This window comes from Bradyrhizobium sp. 1 (genome assembly GCF_023073315.1).
GTDB lineage: Bacteria > Pseudomonadota > Alphaproteobacteria > Rhizobiales > Xanthobacteraceae > Bradyrhizobium.
The window spans coordinates 414,246-436,430 of the sequence record NZ_JADPJH010000018.1; the positions used below are offsets into that span (position 1 = coordinate 414,246).

Consider the following 22,185-nt stretch of genomic DNA (forward strand, 5'->3'; position numbering starts at 1 on the left):
GGGCCTTTCCGACCCCGGCGGGAGGCATGCGCCGCCGCCCGAGGAACCCATTTTCCGACAGGCTCTTGAACCCTTTTACCCCGTGTCAGCCGCCGACATCATGGACGACCAGCTCAAAAAGCCCGCCGGGCCACTCAAAACCTGCCCGATCTGCGGCAAGCCGCAGGCGCAGGCCACCCGTCCGTTCTGCTCCTCGCGCTGCCGTGACGTCGACCTGAACCGCTGGCTGAAAGGCACCTACGTCATCCCCGGCCGCGACGATGAGGCGGATGGGGAAGAATAAATAAGTAATATCAGTGGTTTGATTGCGTAATGAACGTACCGCACATCGACCACGGCAAAGCCGCCCCAGCTTGTGCACAGCCGGGCCGCGCCCCGCAAAGCCAAAGGCGAAGCGTGGGTGGACAGGCCGCGCCGAGCCCACTATAAACCGCCCGCTTGATGGGCTTTGGCCCCTTTGGAGCACGCCCAGGTAGCTCAGTTGGTAGAGCATGCGACTGAAAATCGCAGTGTCGGTGGTTCGATCCCGCCCCTGGGCACCAAAGTTCCATCGTCCCACACAAGAACAGCGAACGATGCAGTGTCCGATCAAACGGAACGGGCCGCGATCTCTTTCGGCAAACGCTCAGATTATGTGCCAGTCGTGTACGGAGATCGCCGACGCATGATCATGCGTCGCATCGCTTAGCCTTTGCGTGAAAGTTTCGTGGCCGAGGCTCGCCAGCATGTTGTCCTGCGGTCCGACCCGCCAGGCATCGGCGAACAGCCCCTCGATGACCTTGGCGTTCGGATTGGCCAGCCACGTGCCATTGGCAAGGCCGAAATCGTTCTTGGCGTTGCCATCGAGATTGCCGAGCAATCCTTCGAAACTGCCGGGCTCGCGGGCGCTTCCCGCATGCACGGAAAGATCGAGATAGCTGCCATGATCGAGCATATCAACGAAGTCGAGCGGTGTTTCGATCTGGTGCGTCGTCGCTGTCGCCCGGCCGATGACGACACCATCTCCGAGGTCGAGGCGGTCGCCGACCGCGAACGTGACGGCATGGCCGTCGACGAGCATCGTGCTCGGCTTGGCCTCGTCGAACACGATGAGGTGGTCACCCGCCTCGACAGCGACGGCGGTCAGATAACTGACCCCGGTGTGCCCCAGATTTTCAGCGCGTCCATCGACCTCGAATTCCGGGCCGGACGTTGCATGGGCGATGACATAATCACCGGTCGACTGCAGGTTGAATTTGAATCCATCGAACGACGTGTAGTGGACGTCGCCCCAGCCGCCCCCGGTGGAGCCTGACTTGACGTTGACGCCGACGGTCCCCGTGGCCAGACCGCCATGGCCGTCGGAAATCGTGTAGTCGAACGCCGCGGCACCGCTATAGCCGGCATCCGGCGTAAAGGTGACGGTCTCGTGGGCGGCATCGAACACCACGTTGCCGTGGGTCGCGTGACCGACGCTGACCAGATTCAGCGTGTCGCCGTCGGGATCGGTGTCGTTGGCGAGAAGATCGGCGGCCGATGTGACGAGTGGCGTATGTTCCCGTGCGGTGAGATGATCACCGCCCGCGGTGGGCAACCCATTGGCGGCGGCCGCAAGCGTGGTCGAGAGCTGATCGGTATTGCCCGCAAGGTCGGTGGCCGACGCGACCAGCGTGTGATCACCGACGCCGTGGAGCATGACATCAGCGTGCCAGCTGCCGTCGGAGCCCACGATCGCGGTGCCGAGCACCGATCCGCCTTCGCTGATCTGGACGGTCCGCCCGGAATCCTCAAGCCCGGCCGTGCCGAAGATCTCGGTCGGCCTGTCCGTGATGATGGGTCCGGTCGGCGCGGCCAATGCGAGACCCGGCGCGACGGTGTCGTAAGTAAAATCGATCTCGCCGGCGGCCGAGACGTATCCGGCGGCATTGGTCTGGGTGACGCTGACGTGGTGGACGCCTTGCGTGAGGCCAGCGGGGTCATAGGAAGCAACGACGCTTCCATCCACTGTGTAGGCGAGAGTCTCTCCGGCCGGCGCCGCTACGACTGCAATGGTCGCATTGCTGGTGATGTGGTCGGTGCTCGACGCGCCGGAATCGTGGGCGAGTGTCAGCGTCGGCGCCGCAGGTGTCGCGATGGAGTCGGCGAGATCGCCTTGGGCGTGGGTCTGGATCGCGATCAGTGACGCAGTATTTGGCGCGGCAAGGATCTGGCCGTTGATCGAGACCAGCGCCTGCGTGACACTGTCGGCAAATTCGCCGGTCAGGCCGGCAAGGGTCACGATCTGCCCGAGCAGACCGGCATCGGTCGGATCGATGCTCGAATTGCCTGATATGACCGATGCCACGGCAGCAAAGGCACTCGTGGCCGCCGCCATCGGAGCCATGTTCGATTGACCCTCCAGACCAGCGGCAATCAAAGCCACATCGGACATCACGCCCGCCGCGGCTGCGAGCAGGTTGAAACCCGACGGATCGCCCGCCGCGGCCATGGCAACGGGGTCGATGTGAAGCAGATCGGTGCCAGCAGGCAGATGAAAGACCTGCAGCACCTTGGCGAGAGGATCGGCGACACCGCTCTCCGTCAAAACCTGCACCAATGTCGTCAGCGGTGTGATCACCGTCGCGCCGGAGGGTGCGGAAAGGAACCCTTTGAACGCCAGGCCGGTCGCAATATCGGTTCCGCCGATGGCGATGAGGGGGGCATCTCCAGGCGCGAGGGTGAAATTGCCCTGACCATCCGTCGTGGTCGCGGCCTCATGGGGGCTCAAGACATGATCGTGATTGGTATCTGCGAAAATCGTCGCGCCGGCGAGGTAGCCGTCCTCCGCCTTGCCAGAGATATCGGGCGCCGGGGGCGTGAACCGGAAGTCCGACGCCGCCAGATGGTACGGGTTCGACAAGTTGAGCTGGAAGTCCGCGATGCCATCGCCATTGGTATCGCCCTGGACGTAGGTCATGCCCGTGGCATGATCCTGGCCGGTCCGCAATTCGCCGGCATGCCCTGAAAATGCAGCATCGCCGATCAAGGAGAAACTGTCCTTCGGGCCCGTTGCATCGATTGCATCGATGCCGGACAGGTCGATGATATCGCCGGCCGAAAAGTCTGTGATGACGTCGGACGCGGTGCCGGTCGCGCCGCCTCCGATATCGCTGGCGTGCGCAAAGACGAAGGTATCGTCGCCGCCGCCGCCGGTGAGAGTATCTTGTCCGTTCAGGCCTTGGATCCTGTTGTCGCCGGCGTCGCCGGTGAGGGTGTCGTTAAAATAGCTGCCTTGCAGATCTTCGATCGAGATGTAGGCGTCGCCTTTGGCATCGCCCGTGTTGAGCTCCGGGTGGGCAAGGTTAGCGGTGACCCCTTCGATGGCCCAGCGATAGCTCGCGGTGTCCTCGCCTTCGCGTCCGTCGAGGATATCGGCGCCTGCCTCACCCATCAGCACATTGTTGCCGGTGGTTCCGTAGAGCGCATCGTCGTAGAAGCTGCCACCCAGGCCCTTGATTCCGTAGAACCGATCATCGGCGGCGTCACCGGTGTTTCTGGAATCATTCTCCAAATCGACCGTCACCGCCGAACCCGCGTACCAATAGCCGACCAGATCATCGCCGCCGATGCCGAAGATACTGGAGTGCGCGGATGTGCCGCCGATGTAGGTATCCGCGCCGCCCATGCCGTAGAGCTCGTCATCGCCGAGCCCGCCGATGATGACGTTGTCGCCGTTGTCGCCTTCCAGGATATCGTTGAACTGGCTGCCGATGATATTTTCGACGCCGATCGATTGGGCGATCCCTTCGAAATGGCCGGTGTAATTGGCGATCCACAAACTGTCGTCGGACGTTGTCCAGGCGTGACCTGTCGCAAGGGGATCGCTGGGCGGGGTCCACCCGGGCCCCGCCGAGCTATCCGCTGAGTCGAGCTGAGCCCAGATCGCGCTGGCGGACTGACTGAAGTTTTCCGTGTCAGTTCCCAGGCCGCCGTCGATATGGTCGACGCCGCCTTGGCCGACCATGAACATATCGTCGCCACGGCCGCCATTGAGCGTATCGTTTCCGGCGCCGCCGGTCAGCACGTCGTTGCCGGCATTTCCGTCCAGCGTGTCACCACGGGAATCGGCGGTCAGCGTGTCGTCCAAGCGGCTGCCGTAAATATGTTCGATACCGCTGAGGTGGTCGCCCTCGGCGTCACCTCCCAGGCCGATACCTGTTGCAAGATTGACGTTCACCGCCAAGGATGCCGAGTAGTCTGCGGTGTCGTATCCATTGCCGCCGATGAGAACGTCAGCCCCCGCACCGCCGATCAATGTGTCATCGCCGGTGCCGCCATCGAGATGGTCGTTGCCAACGCCGCCATCCAGCGTGTCGTTGCCTGCACGGCCGCGCAGCGAGTCGTCGCCTTGGCCGCCATTGAGTGTATCGTTTCCGGCGCCGCCGAGCAGCACGTCGTCGCCGGCATTTCCGTCCAGCGTGTCACCAAGGGAATCGGCGATCAGCTGGTCGCCCGAGAGGCTGCCGATAATATGTTCGATACCGCTGAGGTGGTCGCCCTCGGCGTCACCCTCCAGGCCGGTGCCGGTTGCCAGATTGACGTTCACGGCCGCCGAGGACGTCGAATAGCTTGCGGTGTCGAAGCCATCGCCTCCGGTGAGTATGTCAGCGCCAGCACCGCCGATCAGAATATCATCGCCGATACCGCCATCGAGGTTGTCGTTGCCGACACCGCCATCCAGCGTGTCGTTGCCTTCATAACCGCGCAGCGTGTCGTCGCCCCGCATGCCCTGAAGATGATTGTCGGCCTCGTTTCCGCCCAGCGTGTCGCCGCCGTCGCCGCCGATGACGTTCTCGATCAGGTGCAGGTGGAAATCATCGGCCGTGCCCCAGCCGCCAGAGTATTCGCGACCCGCAATACGATAATGTCCATTCTCCAGGTCGATGATCGAGGCGGTCGAAACCGCGGCCGCATTGATGGTGTCGATCCCACCATCATTGTCCAGCATGACAAAGCCATGTTTCGGATCGTTGCCGAGCGTGCCGAACTCGTCGGTGAAGACGTAGGTGTCATTGGTCGTGTCGGCGCTGCCAAAGATGTTGAGCCTGGCGCCGGTAATGTCGCCGGTGTAGCCGATGTTGTGGTCGATGATGGCAACGGTCCAGGTTCCAGCGCTCAGTTCGCCCGCGAACTGGTTGCTGGTCATGGTCCATCCGCTGGTCGGGAAGGCGATAGGATTAACGTTGCCGTGGACGATGGCGGCTTGATAGTCGGCGTTGTCGACCTGATCCAGCATCATGCTGCGCGTCCCGTCGGGCGAGGTCAACACGATCGTCAGATCGCTCACATTCGCATGACTGCTGGTGAGGGTGAGCGTCAGGTCCTCGATCTTGATATCGTCGGCGATATTGATGGAAAACCGCGTAACTCCTTCCTCGCTGTGGACAACGCCGCCGGCGTTGACTACGTAACTGGCGTCGGCGATGTGCAGCGGCTGATGAAAAAATCCCACCGCAAGGGCCTGATTGGAAGAGACGGATTGCTCGGTCCAGGTTTCGGCGAGGCTAACCGCCGCCTTGGCATCCACGGTGCCGAACCCGTAATCGTTCGAGAAGTGAAGTCCACCGCCGTTCCATTCGTCGGCGCCATTATTGGTCCAGATATATTTTTCGGACCCCGTCGGGGCTGCGTTGATGGCGCTTCCCGTATGGCGAGCGGTCAAGGCGAGAATATCGCGCACGTCACGCCAGCCGAGATCGGGATTGGCTTGCAGCATGAGCGCAACGACACCCGCCACCTCGGGGGTGGCAGCAGACGTTCCCGTGAAAAGCGCGTAGTCGCCATCAACGAGGCCGCCCGAGGGATTGTTATTGTAGCCGTTCCAGCCAAGCAGATCGGTGGAAAGGACGCCGTCCCTGGTTCCGATGACGTGCGGCTTCCCATCGGGTGCGGTGCCCGTTCCATTTCTTTGGTTATTGTCGGTGGTGCCGCCCAGACCGCTGAACGCCGAAACCAGCAGTGCGGCGCCTGGTGTGCTGTAATCGAGCACGTTGCCATTATGATCGACGGCACCCACCGTGATGACCCGCGGGTCGCTGTTGAAATTCTCCGCATTGACGTCTGTAGCAAAGAACGGCTGGACTCCGTGCTCGGTCTCGTTCACGTCACGGACATATTCAGACCCGCCCTCGCGATCGTTGCCGGCGCCGGCAACGATGATGGTGCCAAGGCCGCCGCGCCCGGCCGTCACGGCTACGAAGACCGCCCCTGAGATCTGCGGGAGGTGGTTGTAGTTCAGCCCGAAAGCGTGCCTGTCCGTCCAGCTATTGCTCGTAACATCGAAGTTCTTGAAATAGTTGAGGAGGCCGTAATCGGTCTGCCCACCGACATCAAAAGCAACGCCGGTAATTTTCGCATCATAGGCGATGCCTGTCGCACCCACACCGTCGTTTGCGGCAGCGATGATTCCCGCGACTTGTGTGCCATGGGCGTTGTCGGAGTTCCCGAGTTCCGCCGCGGTCGGTGAATAACTGGGAATATTCGTCCCGGGTATGCCGGTTATGCTGGCCGCAAGGTCGGGGTGGTTGCCTTGAACGCCGCTGTCGAAGATGCCGACATGCACGCCCTTGCCGGTATAATTATAATCCTGCCAGACGGGCTTGACGTTGAGGTCCTGGCCCGGCGTGCCGAGATCCTGCCCAACATTCTCAAGATACCAGTCGCCTCGCTGAAGTGGGGTGAGAACGGGAGGCGGTGGGAAGATGACCGGCTGATTGGGATTGAAGTTTGAGGAAAGCTGATCGAGAGCCGCATTCGAAGCAGGCTGAATGGGATCGGCAATCGAAGAATTGAGATTCGGCGTTGGCAGTATGTTGCCGAGCACGGGATCGGAAAAAGAAAACTGCAAATCGTAAAATGGGGTGTCCAGATCGAAAAACGGGAAGCGCGCCGAACCTTTGTAAGCCATTGATCTCATCTCCAAAGACTGTCTTGAGCTGAAATTCACGCAGTAGTTGCAGATCGATTCATTGTTGTGTTGGGCCGATCACGCAAATCGCCTGCTCGATCGTCAGCACGCGCTTCTGTCCGGTGCGACGAAGCAGAAGCATTCAATTTGAAATGAGTGGTGGCCGCCTCCACCGTTAGGTTGAGTTCGGTCCGCTTTGGGCAATGGTTGCCCACGAACCCGGTCACAAGACAGAGAGGCCGCACTTGCGCGCCGAGGTTCCATGCCCTGAAGGTGGAGAAATTTTCGGCGCCGGCGCCGGTTGAACTGGCAACGACAGCCGCGGCTGCACTATCGGTTACCGGCGCGAAACGATTGCTGTTTCCTGTGATCGCTTCGAAACCATCCATTCGGGGCACACGACAAAATCGGTGTCGCCCGCATTTGCCGAACACTGGGAAGATTTCCTAACGCGCTGCGGGCAGGGCTCCTTGGACTACGCTTGTCCGTTCTGATCCAATCCGGCCGAACAGCTTTCTCGCGGGCTGCGTGATGAGTTCGCTCTTCAGCCGGCGAAGGAGCACGCATGTCGTGAACGGCGAGCGGATTGGCCAGCTCCGCTCCGGCGACGAGGTTGCAGCGATGAGCAAGAGCTTGCGCATGAATGCTGCCAGAGCGGCAATCCTTGCTGCCGGACTTTTCGTCGCGACCCCTTCGCTCGCGGGTGATCGTCAATATGGCCCGGGCGCAAGCGATGCCGAGATCAAGATCGGCCAGACGATGCCCTATAGCGGTCCGCTTTCGGCATCCTCCGTGATCGGCAAGGTGCAGGCGGCCTATTTCCGCATGATCAACGATCATGGCGGCGTCAATGGACGCAAGATCAATTTGATTTCCTACGACGATGCGGCGACGCCGTCCAAGACCGTCGAGCAGGTCCGCAAACTCATAGAGAGCGACGAAGTGTTGTTCACATTCGAGACGCTCGGCAATGCCTCGAACATCGCGGTCCAGAAATATCTCAATGACCGCAAGATCCCTCAGCTCTTCGTGGCCGGGCGATCGACGCGTTTTGAGGATCCGATCAACTTCCCCTGGACGATGGGATTTGCTCCCAATCTGCGCACGGAGATTCGCGTCTACGCGCGCTTCATCCTGGACAACTATCCGAATGCCAAAATCGGCCTGCTCTATCAGAACGATGAAAGCGGCAAGGATTATCTGACCGGGTTGAAGGAAGCACTCGGTGCAAGGGCAGGCGAACTCATCGTCAGTGACGCTTCATACGATGTATCGGACCCGACCGTCGACTCGCAGGTCGTGCGGCTCAAGGCGGCCGGTGTCGATGTCCTCGTCAACATGGCTGCCTCGAAATTCGCCGCCCAGGTCATCAGAAAGATGGCAGAGCTTGATTGGAAGCCCGTTCATCTCCTTGGCGTGGGCTCGTCCTCGATCGACGCGGTTCTGATCCCCGCAGGCATCGAGAACGCAAAGGGCATCATCTCGGCGAGCTCGTTCAAGGAGGCCGCTGACCCGATTTGGCGTGATGATGAAGGCACGAAGCGATGGAGCACCTTCATGAATGGTTATTATCCGGGAGGCGACCGGAAAAGCATCTTCACGGTCTACGGCTATAGCGCCGCCGAGCTGCTGGTGCAGGTCTTGAAGCAATGCGGCGACAATCTCTCGCGCGAGAATGTCATGGCGCAAGCGACGAGCCTGAAAAACGTGAAGCTTGATCTGCTGCTACCGGGGCTCTCCGTCAACACCGGCCGGACCGATTATCGTGTCGTCAAGGAGTTCCGAATGATGCGTTTCACAGGCGATCGATGGGAGGCGTTCGGACCGATTGTCACCGATTGATCCGCCCGGCCGTGAGCGGACGCCGTTCGCGCCACCATACTAAGGACAAACAGCGGTTTGTCGTGTCGGTGGTTGCGTATGATTCCCTCCCTGGCACCATCCCTCCCAGTTCGCACCTCACACCGGAAACGTCAGCGACTTTGCCAGCCTGACAAGATCGACCTGCCTCCCGCAGCCCGTCTTCTGGAAGACATGAACGAGGTGGCTCTTCACGGTGGCGACGGAAACGCCGAGCGACGCCGAGATATCGGCGCGTGTCTGTCCTTCGCAAATCAGCTCGAAGATTCGAATCTCGGCCGGCGTCAGGTCATAGAGTTGGATGAGAGCATCGTGAGGCAATCGCGGCGGCCCGGAGGCCGACGTCACGAACAAGGCGGCGGCGGCTCGCTGGATCAGACCGGATCGCATATGGCTGCGTCGCAGCGGCAGAACGTGGATGACGAGAGGGTCGCCGCCGGGGCGAGGGATCGGGATGCCAATGCCTTTTTGGCCGAGCGTCGCCTCGTCCTTCGCGGCCTGCGCGATGGCCGATTGCAATGTGCTGGTGGTCGTCGCGGATTGGACGGCGATCCGGCCATGTTGAACCACAATCGGATCACCCGACGCGAGCATGGCGCCCGCTGCGGCGTTGGCGTGAACGATTTTCGAATCTTCATCCGCCAGGACGACGCCGACCGTCAGGGCCTCGACGGTCGCGGCGAATGTCGCGGCCTCCACCGCCTTCATGTCGAACAGATTGCTGATCGTCACGGCGCGGCGGATGTGTGGCGCCAGAAGGCGCAATCCGCCGATTTGCGCATCGTCGATGGGGCCGGCCGACTCATGCTGGCTGAAGATCGCGTTTCCAATCATCGTCCTGTCGCGAACGAGGCCGACGGCAACGGCGTCAAACAAGCCTTTGGGCAAGGCCCATTCGCGATAATAGCGATTGCCGGAGATGACGTCCTGCCGGACAGCCTGGGATTGAACGATCGGCTCCCCGAGCGGGTATTGCTGAATGCGCTCGGCGCCGCCCCAGAGCTCGATGATGTCAGCCCCGTACCCGATCGCATTCTGAGACATCTGGGCGAGATCGCTGGTCCTGGAGACCGCATTGACGACGGCCTTCATATTCGAGAGGCTGGCGGCCGAGAGCGCGCCGGTGGCAAAGCCGAACTCGGCGCATATCCCGTCCAGGACTTCGGTCCAGCGTTCGGGTGCGATCACACAATCATAGATATCACCGATGAGATCCGAGAGTTTCCCGACCGAAGCCTGCTGCATTCCAAACCACTCACTTCAAAGCCACTCACTTCAAAAAATCACGCAAATCATCGTCACCCAGGCCGTTCCCTACACCGGAAACGTCAGCGATTTTGCCAGCCTGACCAGATCGACCTGGCGTCGGCATCCTGTCTTCTCGAAGACATGAAAGAGGTGGGTTTTCACCGTGCTCACGGACACCCCGAGCTGCGACGAGATCGCGTCACGTGTCTGTCCGTCGCAGATGAGCTCGAAGATACGAACCTCGGCCGGCGTCAGATCATAGAGCTGGACGAGCGCATCGTGAGGCAGCTGCGGCGGACCGGAGGCCGATGCCACGAACAGCGCGGCGGCGGCGCGCTGGACCAGTCCGGCCCGCATATGGCCGCGTCGCAGCGGCAGAACATGGATGACGAGCGGATCGCCGCTCGGGCGCGGGATCGGGATGCCGATGCCTTTCTGGCCGAGGGCCGCCTCGTCCTTCGCGGCTTGCGCGATGGCCGATTGCAGTGAGGCGGTCGTCGCCGCGGACTGAACCGCGATCCGGCCATGTCGCGCCAGAACCGGATCGCCGGCCGCGAGCATGGCTTCTGCTGCGGCGTTGGCGTGAACGATTTTCGAATCCTCGTCCGTCAGGACGACGCCGGCCGTCAGGGTCTCCACCGTCGCGGAGAATGTCGCGGCTTCCACCGTCTTCATGTCGAACAGATTGCTGATGGTCACGGCGCGGCGGATGTGAGGCGCGAGAACGCGCAATCCGCTGACCTGCGCATCTTCGATGGCTCCGTCCGACTCATGCTGACTGAATGTCGCATTGCCGATCATCGTCTTTTCGCGAACGAGGGCGACACCGACAGCGTCGAACAGGCCCTTGGGCATGGCCCATTCCCGATGATAGCGGTTTCGGAGGATCATTTCCTCTGGAACCGCCTGGGATCGAATGATCGGTTCTCCAAGCGGATATTGCCGGATGCGCTCAATGCCGCCCCACAGTTCGACGATATCAGCCACATACTCGACTGCGGTCCCGGTCATCGTCGGGACCGGGTCGGTTCCGGAGGCCGCATTGACGCCGATTCTCGTGTTTGTGAGGCTGTAGGCTGAGAGCACGGCCGTCGCGAAGCCTAACTCCATGCGAATCTCGTTCAGAACCCTCGTCCATTGTTCAGGCGCGATCACGCAATCGTAGATCTTGCCGATCAGGTCCGAGAACGTCTCGACCGAAGCCTGCTGCATTCCAAACCACTCACTTGAAAATCAGTGTCGTCACTTGAAAGCTATATTGGAGTGGCTTCATCGCCTATGGCGGATTTCACAATTCTCACCCCATGGTCTTATCACCGCGATTTCGCGGCGCAAACGGGAACGCCGGACACAAACCCTTGACGCCTCTTGCGCGGCCTCCATGATTTTCGCGAATGGCCGGACTTCTGCGTCTTGAATGCGCAGGTCCAGTGCATGGTCTGCGCGGGGCCTGATTAAAACTGTGGCAGACGCGACGTCGATTGCGGGCCGGCGGACTCGACTCGCGTCGAGTTGCGGGATTCGACGATGCTGGCTGGCGATCCGGCGAAACTTCGGCGTGTTGCAGCAGTGTGGCGCTGGCGGCCGGCTGGCGCTGAGGTCGCGGCCGGGCTCCCGAGCTGTCGTGCAGTTCGGGGCGCGTTTGGCTTTCACATGGTCTTCAGAAATTCGACCAGCGCCCGCCGCTCCTGCGGCGTCAATAGGCGCCCGATCACGCCGTCCTTTTCATTTTGCTTGGTCCCATCACCATTGAACTCGTGCCCGGTGTTGTGATTGCCCCGGAGCCTCGTATCGAGCTCGAATCCGTTTTCCAATTTGTCAGTGCGATATCCGACATTGACCGCGTCATATTCGCGATTGCCCAGGTCAAATTTCGCCGGCCGATCGCTGACTGGCGACAACAGGGCGTAAAGGTTGGGCACCGAGCCGTTGTGCAAGTACGGCGGCGTTGCCCATATCCCGTTGAGCGGACGCGCCTTGTAGCCCAGCGGCGCCTGGATGCCATTGTCGCGGTATCCGTTCATCTCGTCGCGCTTTTCTGGCGCAACCGGGGGCGTCTGGCTGTCATACCAATGCTTGATGGTTTTTCCGGTGACTTCGCCGAGCGCTGGGCCGAAACTGTCGGAGGAAATATCGAGCTCCCCGGGAATCGTGACCTTGCGATCGAACATATCCTGGGCCTGCGCGGGGTCGGTGCCGATATCCGTGATCGGGACGACCTTGAGGTGGAGATAACGCTCGCCTGGATAACGCTCATCCTTCCGATTGTCCGGCAGCGACCAGCGGTCGGACTTCCAGAATTCGGCACTGCTCACCGGGGCCAGGTGGCATCCCTGACAATGCTCCTTGTAGAGGGCTGCACCTTGCTCGGCGAGCCTCTTGTCTACAGGAGGAAGCTCGGCAGGCCATTGTGGTGACTTCAATCCGGTGAAGCCTGTGCTTTCATTCGGCTGCTTGCCGGCCAGCGATTTCTCGATCCTGTCCAGGTTCATGATTTCGATGCCTGAGTTGTAAAGCCCTCCCTTCGCGCTTGTCAGGTTGATCATCGCGGATACGCCCATGGCTTCACCGGCATTGCGCACCAGGGGCTGTTCGATCGATGCGTTGTATTGGACCCAATCGAACCACGAGGCATCCCAGATGCGCGGGAAATGCACGGGCGCCGATGTGGCGGCATAGTTGGCGGGAATCTTGAGATCAACCGCAAAGACCTCGTTGCCGATGCGGTTCAACGCGTCGAGCCTGCCGAACCCCTCGACCACGCTCTGCGGAGCAACCATGGTGTCGAGATCGGCGAGCCCCTTGCCCTGCGCCAGGATCTTGTCGAGTTGCGCAAGCAACTGGCTCTTTTCCACTTCGCTTAAGTTTGCTCCGATGATTTTTTCGGCAAACCGATCGAAGCGGAACGGAACGAAGCGCGTGAACGCCAGCGAGAGGCCAAGCGCGCTCCGGAACTTGCCGAGATCCGTGAGCGCCGGGCCGCCGTCGACCAGCAGTTCTGTGCCTTGGTAGGTGAAACGTCCGGTGTGGCACGCCGCGCAGTTCAGCCCGATCCGCGTCATGTCATTGTAGGGAGCCCGTGGATTTTTCCAGGGTCGTGCGGTGCCGTCGACCATGGCCTTGCCGCGCGCCATGCCGACAGGCAATCCGAGCTTGGGATCGGTCGGATCGGGAATGAATCCGAAGCGGTCGAGATAAGCCGGGTCGCTCAAAAGTCCCACCGACGTCAGAGGCGTCAGCGATAACACCGGCTGTTCAAGGGCCATGAACCATTCGTAAGGGATGTGGAAAGTCGCCGTCCCCTGATCGGCGTGGTGAAACCAGTCGCGCTTATCCGTCCAGTTCTGGTCGAGCCAGCGGGTCTTCCGGGCTGTTGGATACTCCGGCAGCTTCACCCTGATCCCGTCATAGACCTTGGAGACATAGGGGTAGCCGATCACGCCCGCGATCACGACGACCGCGGCAACAATGACCGAGAAGAGCAGGGCCAGTGAGGCGACGCTTGAATTCGGTTTCCACGCCATTTTGCTCTCCTTGGCAGGCTGTTGGAGAACTCAGCCTGAAGCAATCATGAGGTCGTGCCCGCCGGGGAGTCGGCAAAGGATCGCAACGCAGCGATGCCGGGCAGGAAGAAATACTCTCCGCCGCGTGTACTCACGAACGCCGGTAGTTTCTGCAATCGACGCCGCGGCGGTCCGACACGCGGGATCGTGAAGGTCCCGCTCCCGTCGTTGCCGCCGATCATCGGATCCTTCTCATTCTCCAGTCCGGCGAAGTCACCATCATTGATCCAGACCTTCTGAACGAATTCGAATTGACGGGCGATGTCGGCGTTCACCAGCAACATGACGGCGCCGCGCTCGGCGCCGTCGTCGGCAGTCGCATCCGCAGGCAGGCGCGACCCGTAGGGCAAACCCTGGCGCAGCAGCCGATGCCGATGGACGGATGCGCCATTCGGGCCTGTCAGCCCCGAGCGCGGATTGAGGCGCCGCACGTGCGCCCCCACCGGGCAGCTCGTTCCCTGCAAATCGTCGAGATACGTGAAATCATTGTTTCGCTTCGGATCTGCGGCGAGCGCCGGATCGTCCTGCTTTGCTGTCAAAGCCAGCGGTGCGCCGCTTTGCCAGCGTCCCATCATCTTCGCCGCCAGGAGCGCGGCGTCGGCGTCGTCCTTGGCGGAGCTCCGCAGATAGTTGCGGAAAGCCCAGACATGCTGGTGCAGCTTGCGCAACACCACGAAGCTGCCGTTGCCGCTGAAACTTGCCGGGGTGGGCAAGTCAGGGACGGCACCGGTCTCATCAGGCTGCCCGAGCACGAACTCACCAGCCCTTAGGGCTCGCCAGCCAGCTGCGTCCGGAATGCCCGCGCCGGGCAAGGCAGGCTCCCCACTGCCCTCGATAGAGGGTTCGGTAATTCCGTCACGGTAGCCAAAGTGCTCGATTGGAGCGAGCCTGCCATCTGGACCGGCCAACAATTTCGCATCGATGGCGCCTGCTGCAGTCAAGCCGTTATCGCGCACATCAGACAGCAATGCTGTCGAAGCGGCATCGCGATCCGCTGTAGTCATCGCACTCACCACGACGAGCACGTGCACTCTCTCGTTGAACGGTGCGTCCCACCGCGCCGGAGCGCTGTCGCCAACGTCGCCGAGCCGATCGGCGCGTGCCGCCATTCCCTGCTGGAATTCCTGCGAAAAACTCGACAAGGTGGCTTCCTGCACGCCGATCGCCGACAGACCTTGCCACGAGAGGGCGACGTTGAAGGCCTGCGAAGGCGATGCGTCCAGACCCGCCACAGTGGTGCATCGCCCGGCGACACCACTGAACCATCGCCGAGCTTTCGCCGCCTCGCTCACGTTCAGCAGATGATAGTGCGCAAACGGAAATCGATACGGCCGCATCGCCATCCCCTGGATCTCGTTCCGATCCAGGTTGCCGGCAGCGGATTGTGCAGTCATTCCCGTCAACCGAGCTGGTCGAGGAATGTGTCGAGCTTGCCCTTCCAATCCAGCGCCTTGTTGATGTCTGCGACGGTCGAATTCGGATAGGCGCAATAATAACCGTCGGTTTCGACGGCGCTTCCGAGAATGTAGTCGCGCAGCTTTGGATAATCGCGCGCGCCCGGATACCCTTCGCAATGGCCCCAGATCGCGTCGATTCCATCGGGGGCCCGCTCGGCGAAGTCGCGCATGTAGTCTTCGACGTCGCCGTCGAAATTCGTTGCAAAGAATAAACGCGTGTCATTATCGAAAATGACCCAGCGCACGATATGGATCGTGCCGAGAGAAGCGATCTTGCCGCCGTTTGCAGCGGTCAGCCCCTGAAGTGTCTTGCGCAACACTTCGGCATGACCGGGAACGATCTTGGTAATTGCGGTCAGGACGCTGATCTTCCCAGCTTTCAATACAACTGACATAGCAACTCCTCCCTGTGATTCGCTGAAACCGTTGCGAATGACACATTTGCAGCGGAGCAGCAGCGGCGACTGTACGCCCGCGCTTTTAGCACGGAATGCAGCTAGAAATTGTGAAGTGTTTCACACCGGAAAGGCGCCGTTGCTCTTGGGGCTCGTTACACACGGCGCCTCACCGTCTGGTCACCGGCGACATCACCGCACATCGCACGCAAGGCGCGCCGTCGCGAGCGCATCAATCGTTACCGCGTGATCGTCGGCACATATCATTCCGACGGATCGATCTAGCCTTTTGTCAGGTGGCTCGCAGTGATCCACCAGCAAAGGAAGAACTCATGCGCAATTCCATCCTCGTGGCTCTCGCAGCGATCATTCTGGCAGGCATGGCGATACCCTCGAACGCGACAACGATCGTCCGCGACCATCGCGACCCGCCCATCGTGCGCGACCATCGCAATCAGACGATCGTCCGGGATCACCGCACCCAACCCGAGGTCCGCGATCACCGCCACTAAGCTTCCCGGCGACGGAGCCGAACTGAACCGGTTCGGCTCCGCTTGCCCCTTATCTTCCCACCTTCGCCAAGCCGGCCAGACTTGCCGCCAGCTCGTCGCTCCGGAACGGCTTCGTCAGCCGCGACAAATCCGGCGTGATGCCTTCGTTGTTGGCATAACCTGAGACCACGAGGATTTGCAGCTCGGGATACTGGTTGCGCAGCGTGAGGCCCAGATCCGTTCCGCTCATGCCCGGCATCAGATGGTCGGTGACAAGCAGGTTCGGCCGCAGGCCCTCCCTGACGCGCTGAAGCGCATCTTCCGCCGACCCCGCCTCGACGACTCTGTAGCCGAGCTCGCTCAGCATGTCGGCGGTGCTCATGCGCACCAGCGGTTCGTCGTCCACGAGCAGCGCCGTGCCGGCGGGACGCGGCTGCGGCTTCGGTTGCGGGACGGTCTCGATCGCGCTCGCGGCGGTGTGGCTGACCGGCAGCCACAGCTCCACCGTCGTCCCCGATCCCGCAGCGCTCTTGATCGTCAGCGCGCCGCCGAGCTGCGAGGCAAGGCCGTGGACCATTGAAAGGCCAAGACCGGTGCCTTGCCCGACGCCCTTGGTCGAGAAGAACGGTTCGACGGCATGAGCCAGTGTCTCGTCGTCCATGCCGATGCCGGTATCGGCGACCGAGATGCAGACATAGATGCCCGGGGCCAGCTCCGCATTGTGCTCGCCGGTCACCGTTCGCGCCTTGGTGGAGATGCGCAAGCTTCCGCCGTCGGGCATGGCGTCGCGCGCATTCACGCTGAGGTTCAGGATCGCCATCTCGATCTGGTTGGGATCGGCCATGGCCTCGGGAAGTCCTTCCGGCGTGTCCACCGTCATCTGGATCTGCGGTCCTGTCGTGCTCGAGATCAGATCTCCCATGTCGGCCACGAGCCGGCCGATGTTGACCGGAACGGCCTGAAGCGGTTGCCGGCGCGCAAAGGCCAGAAGACGCTGCACCAGCGTCTTGGCGCGCTCGGCCGCCTGGGCTGCGCCGGCGATCAGGCGATGCTCGCGCTCGCCGCCGATGCCCTTGCGCTGAAGCATGTCGAGCAGGCCGACGATCGGTGTGAGCAGATTGTTGAAGTCGTGTGCGACGCCTCCTGTGAGCTGGCCCATCGCCTCCATCTTCTGGGCCTGACGCAGCGCTTCCTCGGCCCGCGCGAGCCGTGCCTGCTCCTCCAATCGATCCGTCACGTCGCGCCCGGTCAGGAAAGCGCCGATCCGCGCGCCGTCCGCGGCGCGCAAGGCCTCGAGCTTCATTTCAAAGACGCGGCGCTCGAATTGCGGATCACCGAGCTCCTCGACCTTGGTGAAGGTTTCGCCGGCCAGCGCACGATCCCAAATGGCCGTCGCCGCAGCGAGATGCTCGGGACGGTCGGCCAGGAATTCATGCAGGGAATCGCCGATCTCCGGTCGCTTGCCGTAGATGCGCTGATAAGAGTCGGCACAGGATGCGTTGATGGCAAGCCAGCGATAATCGAGATTCAGAGCCTGAATCTGGCCGTCGGTGGTTTCCACGATCGTGGCCAGCAGATGACGCTCGGCGGTTCGTTCGGCCACGCGCTGCTCGAGCGTGGTGGTCAGCTCCCGGTACCGCGCTTCGCTGGCCCGCAGCCGCGTCACGCCCAACACGCGTTCCGTGGTCTCCGAGACGAGACAGAGTACACCGCCGACCGAGCCGTCATCATCAGGCACGGCGGAATACGAGACATCCCAATAGCTGGTCTCGCCGTAGCCATGACGCTCGACGTAGAACGGACGATCCTTCGCGGCGAATGTCTTTCGGGTTTGACGGACGCCTGACAGCAGCGGTTCGAGATCGTCCCACAGCTCGCCCCAGTTCTCGATCGCCGGGCGGCCGAGGGCGCGGGGGTGGTTGGCACCGATGCCCGGCGCGTAGGCGTCGTTGTAGAGAGCGACGAAATCGGGGCCCCAGAACAAAACGATCTGGGCCTGGGCGGGCAGCATCATGCCGACCGTCGCCTTCAGGGCCTGGGACCAGTCGCGGGGAGGACCGAGCGGTGAATCCGACCAGTCGAGGGAGCGCATCGCGGCGCCCAGCTCGCCGCCGTCGGCGAGGAAGCTTATATCGGTCGACTGCCGAGCAGCATTCTCAGACAGCACCTGATCCCCCGCGACGCATGACATGGGCATCTTTGCCCATCGAGCCCGAACTTCGTGGACTCAACGGTCGGTAACGCGCAATGCGGAATCTGGTTCCGTTCCAGTGGTTTGACCCCACCCTTGTGCTATTGCTTCATCCGCAACGACGCGAGGTACCATGCTCCCCATTCCCGCCGATATCTTCACCGAGCCCGAGGACGTCTCGCCCGACAGCCTTGCCAATCTCGGCCCGCTCCGCCGACTCGCCGGCAGCTGGCAGGCGGACAAGGGCATCGATGTCAATCCGAAGGCGGAGGGGCCGGAGCGGCGGACCTTCATCGAGCATATCCGGATGGACCCGATCGATCCGCAGGCCAACGGGCCGCAGCTGCTCTATGGACTGCGCTATCACATCCACATCAATACGCCCGAGGAAGACATTACCTTCCACGACCAGGTCGGCTACTGGCTGTGGGAGCCCGCGACCGGGCTGATCATGCAGACGCTGGCGATTCCGCGCGGGCAGGTGCTGCTGGCCTCGGGCAAGGCCGGACCGGATGACAGAAAGATCTCCGTCACGGCGAAGCGCGGCGACACCGCTTACGGGATCTGCTCGACCGATTTTCTGGAACAGGCATTCCGCACCGATTCCTACCGCTGCGACATCACCTTCAACGATGACGGAAGCTGGACCTATCTGATCCAGACCGAGTTGTTCGTCCGCGGCGCGCCCTTCAATCATCACGACAGCAATACGCTCAAGCTCGTCGCGCCGCCAAAGCCCAACCCGCTCGCGGTGATCGTCAACGATCGCGCCAAAGACAACTCCAAGAGCGGCGGCACGGCGGCTTGAGCGTGGTCCGGAGATTTGCATGAAGCCTTATGTCATCTGTCTGATGCATTCGAGCCTCGACGGCCGGACGCATCCCAGCCGCTGGCGTCCAAAGGGCGCGGGCACGGACTGGTTCGAGACAATCCATGGCGAGCTCGGCGGCGATGCCTGGGTGATCGGCCGCGTCACCGGCTCGGAGTTCGCCAAGGGCGAGCCTTATCCTGCGACAGTGAGCGAAAAGTTTCCCCGCGAAAACTGGTTCGCGCGGCGCGATGCGAAAACCTATGGCGTGGTGCTCGACGCGCAGGGCAAGATCGGCTGGGGCCGCACCGACATCGGCGGCGATCCGATCGTCGTCGTGCTGACTGAGGGCGTGCCGGATTCGCATGTCGCGGGGCTTCGTGGCGAGGGCGTGTCCTACATCTTTGCCGGCAAGTCGGAGATCGATCTCGCGCTGGCGCTGGACATCCTCAACCGTGAACTCGGGGTGAAGCGTCTGCTGGTGGAGGGCGGCGGCGTTGCCAATGGCGCGTTCCTGCGCGCCGGTCTCATCGACGAGTTCAATCTGATCCTCAGCCCCGCGATCGACGGCGCCAAGGGCGCACCCTTCGTATTCGATTCGACGGACGCGGACAGCGACAAACGCGCGCCCCTCACCGCGATGACGCTGGAGAATGTGCGGGAGCTCGGCGGCGGCGTCCTGCTGTTGCGCTACCTGATCAAGAACGATCCGCAAGGCCTGGTCGGGTGATGCGCTGGCATGTCGGACATGTCTGAGCACATCATTGTCGTCGGCGCCGGCGCAGCGGGCCTGATGGCGGCGCGCGAACTCGCGCGCGCCGGGAAGAGGGTGACGATCCTGGAAGCCCGTGAGCGCTGCGGCGGCCGGATTCACCCGCTGCCGGCCGCGGAGTTCGGCTACCCCGCCGACGGCGGCGCCGAATTCGTCCATGGCGAGGCGCCGGTCACGCGCGCTCTGTTGCGCGAGGCGAAGTTGTCCCTTCAGGAGATCGAAGGCACGCAATGGAGTTTTGACGGCACAAAACTCTCGCGCGAAAGCCGTCACGATCCGCATGAGGCGGAGCTGCATGCCGTTCTCGGGCAGTTGAAGGACGATCTCGCCGTCGCTGATTTCCTGCGCCGGCATTTTGCCGGACCTGAATACGGCCGGCTGCGCACTTTCATCGAGCGCATGGTCGAAGGCTACGACGCCGCCGATCCCGAGCGTGCCTCCATTCTGGCGCTGCGCGAGGAGTGGATGGACGGCGGGCACCACACCCAGGCGCGCATCGTCGGCGGCTATGGCGCGCTGATCGATTTTCTGGCGGCCGAGTGCCGCGGGCGCGGCGCTGCGATCCACTTTGGCTGCGTGGTGTCGGCCATCGATGAGAAGGACGGCGCGGTGGTCGTTCATTGCACCAATGGCGACGTGCACGCCTGCGATCGCGTGATCGTCACCGTTCCGCTGCCGTTGCTGCGCGACATCGCTCTGCCCGCGGCCGCGCGCGCGAAGGCCGCCGTGGCCTGCGACATCGGCTTCGGCAGCGTGATCAAAATCCTGCTGCGGTTCTCACGGCCATGGTGGCGCGAGGTGAAGCAGGATCTTGCGGATATGACCTTCCTGCTGTCGGACCAGGCCATTCCGGTGTGGTGGACGCGCTATCCGGAGCAGCATCCGGTGCTCACCGGCTGGTTCGGCGGCCCGCGCACCGCGGTGCTGGCGCATCTCGACTCACGAGGGCTGATCGACGCCGGGCTCGAATCGCTCGCCGTGGTGTTCGGTCTGCCGCGGGAAAACATCGCGCGCGACCTCGTCGCAGCGGAGGCGACGAATTGGGTGCACGATCGATTCGCTCGCGGTGCTTATTCCTGGGCGACGCCGGCGACGCGCGCGGCGCAAACAATCCTCGCGCGCGCCGACGGCCCCGTGCTGTTTTCCGGTGAGGCGATCTATCGCGGCCGCGACATGGGTACGGTCGAGGCCGCGCTTGCGAGCGGGCTGGAGACGGCGGGGATGATCCTGCGCGGATGAAAAAAGGCCCGCGTATTCGCGGGCCTTTCGTTCGTTCGTGTCAGTCCGCTCACCAGCGGTTGCCGCCGAAGCCGAAGGTCACGTTCGGACCGCCACCGCCGTAATATCCGTACGGTCCGCCGCCATAATAGCCGTGGTGGCGCGGGTAATAGCCGTAGCTCCGGTGGTGCGGGCGATAATAGCCGTGCTGATGATGGCGCCATTGGTGATGGCGCTGGCCATGATGATGGTGCCGGTGTTGTGCGCTAATGTCCGTCGGCGCGTTCTGCTTCGCGCCTGTGTTGGCCGCGTTCGCCGCCGAACCGCCGGCCAGCGCCGCAGCACCGACGGCCAGCGCGACAAAGAGATACTTCATGTCATCACTCCAGTTGAATGTCGTGTGACAACAGATGGGCGCTGGCTGCGTTCCGGCCAGTGCGGGCGTCGAAACGACGCAGCGTGCGACGTTCGATTCTAGGCGAATGATCGCATGTCGTGAGATGTATTGTCGCATCAGCGGCGCGCGTTGTGCCGCTGCCATCATCTCGCCGCGAATGATGCGATCACGTCGTCGGTCGTGACGATGCGCGCGAATTCGCCATTGAGATTCGACAGCGTCATCGCATGGATCTCTTCGGCGGAATGCGCGTCGCCGTCGGGACCAATGCGGTCGAACGTCCAGGTCGCATCGCGGACCAGGCGCGCATCGAAGCCGAGATTGCCGGCCATCCGCGTCGTGGTCTCGACGCAATGATTGGTGGTGGCGCCGCAGATCACGAGCGTGGTGATGCCAGCCGCACGCAGGCGCGTCTCGAGGTCGGTGCCGATGAAGGCGCTGTTGACGCGCTTGACGATGACAGGCTCACCCGCCTCCTCGCGCGCCTCGTCCTTGACCGCGTAACCGGAATGCGACGGCAGAAACGTCGAGTTCGGCTTGGTACCCTCGTGGCGGATGTGGACAATCGGCGCACCGTGTGCCCTGAACGCCCTCAGGAGATCGACGATCCGCGCCACTGCATCCGGATTGTTGCGGCGCTTGCCCGCCGCCTCCCATTCGTCGAATGCGCGCTGAACGTCGACGACGATGAGGGCGGGGAGGGGGTGGGGCATGATCGAACCTTTCGGACGGCCTGTTGGGCCGAATATGCGAGGCGATCCGGGAAGCGCAATGCCGATCTTCCCTCGTTTCATGACGAGCAGTCTCGTAGGGTGGGTTAGCGTAGCGTAACCCACCATTGTCAGTCTCCGCCGAGGCAG

At 62.3% G+C, this 22,185-nt stretch carries 16 protein-coding genes and 1 tRNA gene; 7 read left to right on the forward strand and 10 right to left on the reverse strand.

Features of this window, described 5'->3' with window-relative positions:
* The first annotated feature begins 100 nt into the window (after window positions 1-100).
* Window positions 101-283: a DNA gyrase inhibitor YacG gene (yacG, locus tag IVB29_RS14405; RefSeq protein ID WP_247504314.1), complete on the forward strand. Its 183-nt coding sequence runs from the start codon at window positions 101-103 to the stop codon at window positions 281-283.
* A gap of 183 nt (window positions 284-466) precedes the next feature.
* Window positions 467-542, forward strand: a tRNA-Phe gene (locus tag IVB29_RS14410).
* Between the two features lie 83 nt (window positions 543-625).
* Here IVB29_RS14410 and IVB29_RS38500 read toward each other — a convergent pair.
* Complete coding sequence (locus IVB29_RS38500) at window positions 626-6,925, reverse strand: S8 family serine peptidase (protein WP_276576854.1); 6,300 nt, start codon at window positions 6,923-6,925, stop codon at window positions 626-628.
* 35 nt (window positions 6,926-6,960) lie between these two features.
* A complete protein-coding gene (locus tag IVB29_RS14430; protein WP_247504023.1) occupies window positions 6,961-7,314 on the reverse strand; it encodes a hypothetical protein in 354 nt (117 codons plus the stop codon).
* Between the two features lie 232 nt (window positions 7,315-7,546).
* On the opposite strand from IVB29_RS14430, the gene IVB29_RS14435 reads away from it, so the two are divergent.
* Entirely contained in the window at window positions 7,547-8,767 is a 1,221-nt protein-coding gene (locus IVB29_RS14435) for an ABC transporter substrate-binding protein (protein ID WP_247504316.1), read from the forward strand.
* A 117-nt stretch (window positions 8,768-8,884) separates the two neighbouring features.
* Here the strand turns inward: IVB29_RS14435 and IVB29_RS14440 are convergent, their stop codons facing one another.
* From IVB29_RS14440 to IVB29_RS14460, 5 genes are all read right to left on the reverse strand, one after another.
* Window positions 8,885-10,030, reverse strand: a complete 1,146-nt coding sequence (locus IVB29_RS14440) for a helix-turn-helix transcriptional regulator (RefSeq protein WP_247504024.1) — start codon at window positions 10,028-10,030, stop codon at window positions 8,885-8,887.
* A 69-nt stretch (window positions 10,031-10,099) separates the two neighbouring features.
* Window positions 10,100-11,245: a helix-turn-helix transcriptional regulator gene (locus IVB29_RS14445; RefSeq protein ID WP_247504025.1), complete on the reverse strand. Its 1,146-nt coding sequence runs from the start codon at window positions 11,243-11,245 to the stop codon at window positions 10,100-10,102.
* 437 nt (window positions 11,246-11,682) lie between these two features.
* Window positions 11,683-13,557 (reverse strand): di-heme-cytochrome C peroxidase, encoded by a 1,875-nt coding sequence (locus IVB29_RS14450; protein ID WP_247504026.1) that lies wholly within the window; start codon window positions 13,555-13,557, stop codon window positions 11,683-11,685.
* Between the two features lie 44 nt (window positions 13,558-13,601).
* Window positions 13,602-14,990: a Dyp-type peroxidase gene (locus IVB29_RS14455; RefSeq protein WP_247504027.1), complete on the reverse strand. Its 1,389-nt coding sequence runs from the start codon at window positions 14,988-14,990 to the stop codon at window positions 13,602-13,604.
* Window positions 14,991-14,995: 5 nt separating this feature from the next.
* Window positions 14,996-15,448, reverse strand: coding sequence for a hypothetical protein (locus IVB29_RS14460; protein ID WP_247504028.1), 453 nt, complete (start codon window positions 15,446-15,448; stop codon window positions 14,996-14,998).
* A gap of 332 nt (window positions 15,449-15,780) precedes the next feature.
* Here IVB29_RS14460 and IVB29_RS14465 point away from each other — a divergent pair, with 332 nt between their 5' ends.
* A complete protein-coding gene (locus tag IVB29_RS14465) occupies window positions 15,781-15,960 on the forward strand; it encodes a hypothetical protein (RefSeq protein WP_247504029.1) in 180 nt (59 codons plus the stop codon).
* 49 nt (window positions 15,961-16,009) lie between these two features.
* Here the strand turns inward: IVB29_RS14465 and IVB29_RS14470 are convergent, their stop codons facing one another.
* The gene (locus tag IVB29_RS14470) at window positions 16,010-18,130 is read right to left on the reverse strand and encodes an ATP-binding protein (protein WP_247504317.1); all 2,121 of its coding nucleotides are present in this window, start codon (window positions 18,128-18,130) and stop codon (window positions 16,010-16,012) included.
* Between the two features lie 133 nt (window positions 18,131-18,263).
* Between IVB29_RS14470 and IVB29_RS14475 the strand changes: the two genes are divergently transcribed.
* From IVB29_RS14475 to IVB29_RS14485, 3 genes are read left to right on the forward strand one after another with little or no spacing between them, the layout of a single operon-like run.
* The gene (locus tag IVB29_RS14475) at window positions 18,264-18,938 is read left to right on the forward strand and encodes a heme-binding beta-barrel domain-containing protein (RefSeq protein ID WP_247504030.1); all 675 of its coding nucleotides are present in this window, start codon (window positions 18,264-18,266) and stop codon (window positions 18,936-18,938) included.
* A gap of 19 nt (window positions 18,939-18,957) precedes the next feature.
* Complete coding sequence (locus IVB29_RS14480) at window positions 18,958-19,668, forward strand: RibD family protein (RefSeq protein ID WP_247504031.1); 711 nt, start codon at window positions 18,958-18,960, stop codon at window positions 19,666-19,668.
* Window positions 19,669-19,677: 9 nt separating this feature from the next.
* A complete protein-coding gene (locus tag IVB29_RS14485) occupies window positions 19,678-20,949 on the forward strand; it encodes an NAD(P)/FAD-dependent oxidoreductase (protein ID WP_276576855.1) in 1,272 nt (423 codons plus the stop codon).
* A gap of 49 nt (window positions 20,950-20,998) precedes the next feature.
* Here the strand turns inward: IVB29_RS14485 and IVB29_RS14490 are convergent, their stop codons facing one another.
* The gene (locus IVB29_RS14490) at window positions 20,999-21,304 is read right to left on the reverse strand and encodes a hypothetical protein (RefSeq protein WP_247504032.1); all 306 of its coding nucleotides are present in this window, start codon (window positions 21,302-21,304) and stop codon (window positions 20,999-21,001) included.
* Between the two features lie 164 nt (window positions 21,305-21,468).
* On the reverse strand, window positions 21,469-22,038 hold the full coding sequence (locus IVB29_RS14495) for a cysteine hydrolase family protein (RefSeq protein ID WP_247504033.1): 570 nt from the start codon (window positions 22,036-22,038) through the stop codon (window positions 21,469-21,471).
* Window positions 22,039-22,185 lie beyond the last annotated feature (147 nt).